Origin of the sequence: Phenylobacterium sp., assembly GCF_030679875.1 — a bacterium.
GTDB lineage: Bacteria > Pseudomonadota > Alphaproteobacteria > Caulobacterales > Caulobacteraceae > Phenylobacterium.
In genome coordinates, this window is record NZ_JAUXSP010000021.1 from 362738 (window position 1) to 372121 (window position 9384).

At 69.3% G+C, this 9384-nt stretch carries 7 protein-coding genes; 2 read left to right on the forward strand and 5 right to left on the reverse strand.

The window, feature by feature from the left end; genetic code table 11:
* Positions 1 to 927 (forward strand): universal stress protein, encoded by a 927-nt coding sequence (locus Q8K84_RS15165; RefSeq protein WP_305283552.1) that lies wholly within the window; start codon positions 1 to 3, stop codon positions 925 to 927.
* 29 nt (positions 928 to 956) lie between these two features.
* Here the strand turns inward: Q8K84_RS15165 and Q8K84_RS15170 are convergent, their stop codons facing one another.
* From Q8K84_RS15170 to Q8K84_RS15190, 5 genes are all read right to left on the reverse strand, one after another.
* On the reverse strand, positions 957 to 1715 hold the full coding sequence (locus tag Q8K84_RS15170) for a PP2C family serine/threonine-protein phosphatase (protein ID WP_305283553.1): 759 nt from the start codon (positions 1713 to 1715) through the stop codon (positions 957 to 959).
* A 4-nt stretch (positions 1716 to 1719) separates the two neighbouring features.
* Entirely contained in the window at positions 1720 to 2706 is a 987-nt protein-coding gene (locus tag Q8K84_RS15175; protein ID WP_305283554.1) for a type VI secretion system-associated FHA domain protein, read from the reverse strand.
* 3 nt (positions 2707 to 2709) lie between these two features.
* A complete protein-coding gene (locus Q8K84_RS15180) occupies positions 2710 to 4479 on the reverse strand; it encodes a protein kinase (RefSeq protein ID WP_305283555.1) in 1770 nt (589 codons plus the stop codon).
* 118 nt (positions 4480 to 4597) lie between these two features.
* Positions 4598 to 5056 carry a hypothetical protein gene (locus tag Q8K84_RS15185; RefSeq protein ID WP_305283556.1) on the reverse strand — a complete coding sequence of 153 codons (459 nt, stop codon included), beginning with the start codon at positions 5054 to 5056 and terminating at the stop codon, positions 4598 to 4600.
* Complete coding sequence (locus Q8K84_RS15190) at positions 5053 to 6705, reverse strand: bifunctional diguanylate cyclase/phosphodiesterase (protein WP_305283557.1); 1653 nt, start codon at positions 6703 to 6705, stop codon at positions 5053 to 5055. The genes Q8K84_RS15185 and Q8K84_RS15190 overlap by 4 nt, the downstream gene beginning before the upstream one ends.
* A gap of 152 nt (positions 6706 to 6857) precedes the next feature.
* On the opposite strand from Q8K84_RS15190, the gene Q8K84_RS15195 reads away from it, so the two are divergent.
* Positions 6858 to 9384: helicase-related protein (locus Q8K84_RS15195; protein ID WP_305283558.1), on the forward strand; the 2527-nt coding region annotated here is incomplete at its 3' end.

The window sequence follows — 9384 nt, forward strand, 5'->3', positions numbered from 1 at the left end:
ATGTCCCTCTTCAATGCCGGTCCGCTGGCTGAGTTAAGTGACGTTTCTGTGTTCCTGGAGCTCTCGCGCATGCGCCGCATCCTGGTCGCCACCGACTTCTCCGCCCGCGCCGACCGGGCGATCCGCCGGGGGGCGCTGATGGCCCGGCAGTTCGACTGCGACCTCGTCGTGGCCCACGTGGTGGACGATGATCAGGCCGAAAGCCTGATCCAGGTCGAGCGCCGCGAAGCTCAGAATTTGCTCGAGAAACTGTCCCTTGGTCTGAGGAAGTCTGATGGCCTGCGCTGCGAAGCCGAGCTCGCCCTTGGGGAGCCGTTCGAACAGATCCCGGCTCTCGCCCAGACTCTGGAAGCAGACCTGATCATTCTGGGCCCCTATCGCCGCGACCGGCTAAAGAACATCTTTGTCGGCGCGACGGCCGAGCGGATCATCAGGTCGAGCGCCACGCCGGTGCTGATGGCCAACGGTCTGCCTGCCGCGCCCTATGAGCGGGTCTTGCTGGCCACGGACTTTTCACAGAACGCCGAGAGGGCCATTTCGACGACCATGTCGCTCGGCCTGCTTGGGGGCGCGCAGGTCTCTGCGATCCATGCCTACCTCGCTGCGGCCGACAGCCTGATGGCCCGCACGGCGGCCAATGCCGACCACCGCAAGGACTATCTTCTGAAAGAGGCGGCCACAGCCCTGGCGAAACTCAAGGAACTGGCGGCAGCCACCGGCCTGGATCTCACTGATCTGCTCGTTGAGCACATTGAGCTTTCGGCGGCCGAGACGATCCGAGGCGCGGCGTCCAGGATCAGGGCCGAACTCATTGTCGTGGGCGCGCAGGGGCGTACAGCGCTCTCCCAGGCCTGGCTTGGCAGTGTATCTCAGGATCTGCTTCGCTTCGCCGAGGTGGACATTCTGGTCATCCCGACTCCCCGCTGAGCCGCGCAGCGATCAGGTCAATCCCGTCCCTAGGTCATCCTGTCAGCGGCGTCGGCGGCGACGAGGACGAAGCTGACATTGTCCGGGGCGCCGCGCTCAAGGGCTACGGCCAGCAGGGCCTCGGCGGCGGCGTCGAGGTCGGGCCGATTGATGAAGTCCATCAGTTCGTCATCTTCCACGCAGGCGGTCAGACCATCGGAACATAGAAGGAAGACGTCCCCGGGCAGGATCGGCGCGAAACGGCGGTCCAGATCGATTTCGGCGGCGGCCCCCACGGCGCGGGTGATGATATGGGCTTCGGGATGGCGGCGGCGCTCGGCCGCATCGATCCGCCCATCGTCGATGAGGCTTTGAACCAGGCTGTGGTCACGGGTGATTGGGGTCACAGCGCCCCCGCGCAACAGGTAGGCGCGGCTGTCCCCAGCCCAGACGCAGGCGAAATGCCGCTCGTGGGCCAGCAGCGCCACCACGGTCGCGCCGCTCGGGGCTGCGCCTGGTCCCTCTGAGGCCTGCGTGAAAAGCTCAGCGTTCACCGCCGACACCGCCCGCACCAGGTCGTTCAGCCGGCCATAGCCGGAATCAGTGGCGTCCAGGGCGCCCAGGGCCTCGACCACCCGACTGGCGGCGACATCTCCCGAGCGGTGACCGCCCATGCCGTCGGCCACAGCCCAGAGGCCCACCTCGGGCCGATCCAGTAGCCGGTCTTCATTGAGACCGCGCCGCAGACCGGCATGGCTGCGCGCCGCCGAGCGAAATCTGAGCCGGTCAAGATTGGGGGGCGCATTCATCGCCTCAGGCGTCCGACTGGCCGGCCGCCAGACGATAGGCCTCTACGAAGGCGTGGCGCAGCGGGCCGCCGGCCGGGTCTTCGGCCGCGGTCAGGGCGGCGTGGCGCTGGTTGAGGATTTCCCATCGCAAGGCCTGCTGGCTCTTTAGCAGGCTCCCTTGGCGGCGGGCCTCGGCGTCGATGACGTCCGGCGACAGGGTCTGGACCGCAAGATTGGCCGCCGCGCTGGCGCCCTGAGCCATGGCCGACATGTGCCGCCCCAAGTCCTCGAACGAGGCGCGAACCGCCTCGGCGTCAGACAGGAAACCCGCTGGCGCGCCGCACAGCAGATCCTGGGCCAGCCTGCGGGTCGGGGTCCACTTGAAGGGATTATTGGCCTGGGCGCCGAGAGTCGTGCGGTCGAGCCGGGCCTCGCCCTTCATGCGGGCGCGGTCGGCCATGAGGGTGGCGAGCCCCAGCACCGTCTGCTGGTAGATCACCCCGATACGGGTCATGAGCTCGTGAGGTTCCTGGCCCGACAGGGCCGAGGCGTCCAGGCCAGCGCCCTCGCAGAAGGCCTCGATCAGCGAGCCGTCCCGGTGCGGCCTGGGGGCGGGCTGGGCGTCTGACCAGTCGTGGGGCAAGGGCGTGGGGCTTAGATCCTGGGCGCCGTGCAAGGTCGTCGCATCGGCGGCCGCGCCCTGCGGTTGATCGACCAGAATGCTGAGATCCCCAAGCCTGACGCTCTGGCGCGGATGGAGTTCCACCGCCTCACGGGCCGGCGCACGGGCCCCGCCCGCGAGAAAGGTGCCATTGGTGCTGCTGTCGATGAGGAACAGGCGCCCCTCTTCGACCGCCAGGGTGCAATGGATGCGCGAAAGCACCCCCTGCGGGTCGTCCAGGGACCAGTCGGCGGCGGGATCGCGACCGACCGTCGTCCGGCCCTCGGCGATCAGGCGAGCCTCAATCTGCTCAAACGGCCGGTCGTGGTGGAAGAGGCGACAGATGAACATGGCCTAGCCGCTCGCGCGCCAACTGGGATCGAAGGGGGTGCCCTGGGCCTCAGCCGCAGGTCGGATCAGCGGGGGTTCGCGCGATGGCGCCAGCACCGGCATGATCTGGGTGGCGTCCACGGCCTGCGGGCGTCCAGCCGGTCGCTCGGCCGCCAGCAGGCGTTCCTGCAGGGCGGTGGCCAGGCGGTTGAAGCCGTCGAACAGCTCCCCGAATTCGTCCCGGCGGCGGTGGGAGATGCGGAAGTCCAGGTCACCCATGGCCGCGTCCCTGAGCCCCTGCTTGAGCCGGCGCAGGGGCAGGGTCATCAGGCGCGCCATGGTGAAGCTGATGCCCGCCACGACCGCCAGTATGACCGCCGCCAGACCGATCATCAGATTGCGAGAGGTCGCCGCGGCGGCCTCAAGCTCGGCCTTGCTGATGCTGACCTCGATCAGGCCAAAGGGCTGGTTGGCGTAGAGAATCGGATGGACGAAGCGGAAGCCCGGCTGATCGGCGTCCAGCTCGATGTCGGTCACGACCACATCGCGGCCCGTGTGAACCACGCTCTCACCCACTGGCGCGGCATAGCGCTGACCCAGAAGGTCCGGGTCGCTCGCCCCCCGGATATAGCCCTCAGAGTCCACCATGGTCATCCAGCGGACGGACTGGTCCTTGGCGGCCGCGGCGATGAAGGCCTGGATGGGCGTCCAGTCGCGCTCGGCCGGCGGGGCGGCGGCGTTTTCCACCGCCGGCAGGGCGGCGTTGCTGGCGACGAAGGCGGCGATGGCCGAGCCGGAGGCCAGGGCGATCTGTTCCATGGCCCGATATTGGCGATCGAGAACGGCGTTGATGCTGAACACCAGGGCGAGCGCCGTCACCGCCACCATGGCGAGGGTCAGGCGGACCTGCAGCGGCAGATAGCGCCCCCGGGCGGCGTCATCGGCGTTGACGGCCTCGTGCGCCTTGATCTCGCGCTCAATGGCTCGCTTCAGGTCGGCGCCGTCCACGAAGCGGCGCTCCGGCCGCTTGGCCAGCAACTTTTCGATGATGAAGCGCAAGCCCCCGGCGCAGCCCGGCGCCAGATCGCTGATCGGGGGCGGATTCTGCTGGGTGATCTGGAGGGCCAGGGTGGCGGCGCTAGAGCCCGAAAAGGTCGCCCTACCGGTGACCAGTTCATAAAGCACCACGCCCACGGAAAACAGATCTGAGCGACCATCGACCACCTGACCGAGGGCCTGTTCAGGACTCATGTATCGCGGCGTGCCGAGGACCTGACCGATCTGGGTGCGCAAATGGTCCCGATCGGTTTCCTCACGGCTGGCCTCGGCCACGCGGGCGATGCCGAAGTCGAGAATCTTGATCGAGCGGCCGTCCGCGGCGAGCATGATGTTGGAGGGCTTGATGTCCCGATGGACCACCCCTGAGAGGTGGGCATAGCTCAGGGCGCCGGCGAGTTGCGCCCCGATGGCCAGGACACGCTCGTCCTCAAGTGGGCCTTCTCGCGCCAGCACGACATCCAGGGGATCGCCGTCCAGGAGCTCCATGGCGATGTAGGGATAGCCGTCGACCTCGCCGACATCATAGATGGTGACGATGGACGGGTGAGCCAGCGCTCCGGCCGCCTTGGCCTCGCGCAGGAAGCGCGCGGCATATTCAGGGATGCGGCGGAATTCCGGCTTCAGAATCTTGATGGCCAGGACGCGGTCGATGCCCGGATCATGGGCGCGCCAGACCTCGGCCATGGCGCCCTCGCCGATCCGCTCCACCAGCTCATAACGACCGACCAAAGTCATCGCCCGATTCCCACGCATCCTGTCGCCGCCCTGGCGTTGCTTGCCCGCCACCGCGGTCAACTTGCCCGTAGACGTAGCCTGGCCAGGTTAAGACGAGGTTGGGGGTCGCCGGCCAAAGTCACTTACGACTGGATACGGCGCTCTGAATCCGTACGGCCCGCTGAAGATCTCGAGCGATCAGGGCGTTGTCAGGATCGAGCTGCTGGGCCTGGCGGAGCAGACTGACGGCCTTCTGCACTTCGCCACGGTTAAGCTCCATCAGACCTTGAGCTCGGAGCTGGCCGGCCCGGGTCTTGTCCACCGAGGGCTTGGCGGGCGCGGGTGCAGGAGCTGGCGCAGCCGGGGTCGGCGCGGCGCGGCGCGGCGACTGGGCGGGCGCTGGCGCCCCCGCCGGCGCAGCCTGTTGCTCGCCTGTCGGATTGGGAATGGGCTTCATTTCACCCCAGGACCGGTCGCCTGACCCGGGCGCCGTCGTCTCGGGCTCGGAGGATGTCGTGGCGCAACCGCTGAGGGCGGCGGCCACAATGATGCCGGCGGCCAAGGTCCGCACCTCACGGCGGGGAAGAAAGGCGGTCATAGGGTCAGCTCTTCTGCGTGGTGTTTGTGGGTACGGGTGTTGGGCGGCCCTTGGGCCCCGGCGCTCAGGCGTTTTCGCCACTCAGCGTCCGTCGCCAGGGCGAGGAAGGCCTCGCCGCTCAGCGGCCTTGAGAAGTGGTAGCCCTGGAAGACATGACAGCCCAGGCTGCGAAGGCAGGCGACCTCGGCCTCGGTCTCGACGCCCTCCGCCAGCACCAGCAGGTCGAGACCACGACCCAGCTCAATCAGGGCTCGGCAGATGGCGCGGCTGTCCCGTCGCTGGTCGATCTGGGCGACGAATTCCCGGTCGATCTTGAGTTTGTCGAAGGGCAGGTTCTTCAGATAGCTCAGGCTGGAATAGCCGCTGCCGAAGTCGTCCACCGCCAGGCTGACGCCCATGGCGCGCAGCTCGCCAAACAGATGGAAGGTGCGTTCGGCGTCGGCCATGGTGGCCGTCTCGGTCAGTTCCAGCTCCAGGGCTTCAGCCCCCAGGCCGTGGCGGGCAAGGGTGCGCTCGATCTTGGTCTTCAGACCCGGATCAAGGAGCTGGCGCGCCGAGAGGTTGACCGCCACCCGCATCCCCACCGCGCCCTCGTCGGCCCAACGGCGGGCCTCACGGCAGGCGGCGTTCAGCACCCAGAGGCCATAGCGCTCGCTCAGGCCCAGGGCCTCGACAACAGGGATGAACCGCGCAGGCGAGACCGCGCCCAGCAAGGGGTGATCCCATCGCAACAGGGCCTCGGCGCCCATCATCCGGCCAGCGGCCAGGTCGACCACTGGCTGGAAGACCATGGTCAGCTGGTCCTCCGCGATGGCCTGGGCCAGGTCCTGCTCCAGCATGAACTGTTCGCGGGCGGCCTCGGCGGTATGCGGCGACAGAAGCCGGACTTCACCCCCCTCGACGCCTTCAGGTCGTGACAGGGCCGCAGTGGCCCGAAGCAGCAGGGTCAGGCCGTCCTTGCCCTGCTGGGGAAAGGACACGGCGCTGATCTCCAGCGCAGGCGTAATCCGGCCGCCGTCGATCTCCATCTCATGGCCGGTGACGTAGGCGATGGCCTGAAACTCCGCCCGCGCGGCCTCGATGTCGACAGCGCCAAACCAGATGGCGAAACCGTCGCGATCAACCTGGGCGACCAGGCGGCCAGCCTGGGTTACGGACACCAGGCGGCAGGCGAATTGCTCAAGGGCGCGATTGGCCAGGGCATGGTCGAAACCCGCTAGGCGGTCGAAATCTACGAAGCGAATGACGCCAAGCAGCCTCGGCGGCGGGCCAGCCGCCACATCGGCGGCGATGGTCTCGCACAGGGGCTCTCGGGTAGGCAGGCCGGTGACCGGATGGGTGTAGGTGGTGCGATGATCCAGGGCCTCCAGCCGGGCTGCGGCAATGCCTATGACCTCGCGCAAGTCGCCGGCCGGCTGGCCCAGGATTTCCTCGGCCCACCGCGCCAGAACGATCTGCTCGCCGAGGATGATCCCGAGCAGGGCCAGGGCGGCGGTCAGTATGACCACCCCAGCGAAGGCGTCCTTCGCGATAAGCCACCCGCCCAGGGCGCAACCGGCCGCCATTGCGGGCAGTCCGGCGGCGCGCAGCCGGGCCGCCACAGGCGTCCTGGGGCGCGCATGACCCGCGATCAGCTCAGCCTTCGTCATGGCCTGACGTTAACAGGCGGAAGTTAATCGACTTCTTCCGGAGGCTCGCGCCGCAACCCCTGGATGCGCTGCGCAAGCGGTCCAGCCAGGGCCCTGGCGGGCGCGCCGTGCTGCCGCTTGCCCAGCGCCGATTCGGCCCCCACTTTCCCAGCATGAGTGACCGTCCCTCGGGCGCGGCGCCGTCCCGCCTGGTGGCGGTTCTGGGGCCGACCAACACAGGCAAGACCCATCTGGCCGTCGAGCGCATGCTGGGGCACGCCTCGGGCATGATCGGCCTGCCGCTTCGGCTGCTGGCGCGGGAAATCTATGACCGCATCGTCAAGCTGCGGGGGGCGCGCTCCGTCGCCCTGATCACCGGCGAGGAGAAGATCGTCCCGCCGCGGGCGGTCTATTTCGTCTGCACCGTCGAGGCCATGCCCCTGTCGCGGGAGGTGGAGTACCTGGCGGTGGACGAGATCCAGCTCTGCGCCGACCCCGAGCGCGGCCACGTCTTCACCCACCGCCTGCTGCATGCGCGCGGCAAGTACGAGACCATGCTGCTGGGCGCCTCGACCATGGCGCCGCTGGTTCGCCGCATGCTGCCCGACGCCGAGATCGTCAGCCGCGAGCGGTTCTCGAACCTCACCTATGCGGGTTCCAAGAAGCTGACCCGCCTGCCCCGGCGCAGCGCCATCGTCGCCTTCTCCGCCGACCAGGTCTACGCCATCGCCGAACTGATCCGCCGCCAGCGGGGCGGGGCCGCCGTGGTCATGGGCTCGCTCAGCCCCCGGACCCGCAACGCCCAGGTGGCGCTCTATCAGTCGGGCGAGGTCGACTTTCTGGTGGCCACAGACGCCATCGGCATGGGCCTGAACATGGATGTCGACCATGTGGCCTTTGCGGGCCTGCGCAAGTTTGACGGGCGGCGCAACCGCTGGCTGACGCCGCAGGAGATCGGCCAGATCGCCGGCCGCGCTGGCCGGTTCCGCACCGACGGCACCTTCGGCGTCACCGGCGACTGCGACGAGATGGACGAGGACCTGGTCGAGGCCGTCGAGAACCACCAGTTCGAGGCCGTCACCGGGGCCGAATGGCGCAACGCCAAGCTGGACTTCGACTCCCTGCCCGACCTGCTGCGCTCACTGGCCCGCTCCCCCGATCGCTCGGGCCTGCGGCTGGCCCAGGAGGCCCTGGACGAGATCACCCTGCGCAAGCTGGCGGCTGACCCCGACGTCGTCGGCCGGGTCCGCGACCGCGCCGCGCTGTTCAAGCTGTGGGACGTCTGCCAGACGCCGGACTTCCGCAAGGTCTCGCCTGAGGAGCATGTGCGCCTGATCCGTGACCTGTTCGACAATCTGACCACCGGACGCCGGCGCATCCCCGACGACTGGATCGCCCGCCAGCACAAGCAGCTGGACCGGCCTGAGGGCGAGATCGACGCCCTGGCCCAGCGGCTGTCGTCGGTGCGCACCCTCTCCTATGTGGCCCACCGACCCGACTGGCTGGTCGATCCCACCGGCTGGCAGGGCAGGCTGCGCCAGCTGGAGGACCGGCTGTCGGACACCCTGCACGAACGGCTGATGGCCCGCTTCGTCGACCGCCGCACCAGCGCCCTGATGCGCGGCCTGCGGGTGCGCCACGAGATGTTGGCCGGGGTCGGCGGCGACGGCGCCGTGACCGTGGAAGGCCAGTATGTGGGCCGCCTTCAGGGCGTCAGTTTCGAGCCCGATCAGGGCGCCTCGATCCTTGAGACCAAGGCCCTGCGGGCCGCAGCCGTCGCCGCCGTAGGGCCAGAGATCGCGCGTCGGCTGGGCAAGTTGGCCGCAGAACCCGACGAGGCCTTCGCCCTCAATCCCGACGGGGTGGTTCTGTGGCGGGGCGAGGCGGTGGGGGCGCTGTCTGGCGGCCGGCCGTTCGCACCCCGGGTGCGGCTGTTTGGCGAACTGGGCGAGGCCGCGGCCCGGGAGCGGGCCCAGCGCCGGCTGGAGGCCTTCCTGGCCGCCGAGGCCGGACGTCGCCTCTCGCCCCTGCGCAAGCTCGACGCGGCGGTGACCGAGGGCGCCATCAGGGGCCTGCCCCGTGGCATCGCCTATCGCCTGCTGGAACAGGGGGGCGTCCTGGACCGCGCCCATGTCCGCGAGGAGGTCGCCGCCCTGAGTCAGGTGGAGCGCCGGGCGCTGAAAGGTCTGGGCGTGCGCATCGGGGCCTTCAGCCTGTTCATGCCGGGCCTCCTGCGGCCCGAGGCCTTGGCCTTCGCCCAGGCCTTCGCCGCCGAGGCCGGCTGGCGCCCCGCGATGGAGGGCCTCTCCCCGCTGCCGGGCGACATGCCAGCCCCCTGGCGCCTGGCCGCCCACGGCCACCGGGCGGTCGCCGGGTTCTCAGTCGCCGTGGAGGCCTTGGAGGCCCTGGACGAACGCCTGCGCGCCGCCCCGCGCGAGGCCGGCGGCGTGCAGCTGCCCGAGGATCTGTGGGGCGCCCTGGGCTGGAGCGCCATAGAAGGCGAAGCCATCCTGCGCGCCCTCGACTACGCCCCCACCGGCCCGGCCACGACCGGTCAACCGCGCCCGTGGCGACGGCGCAAACTGGACCCCAAGGCGCAGAAGACCAGCGCCGTCTCGCCCTCCTCCCCCTTCGCCGCCCTGGCCGCCCTGAAGTCCCCGCCGCCCCCGCCGGCGCCGAGGCCCAAGGCGCCGCGCCCCA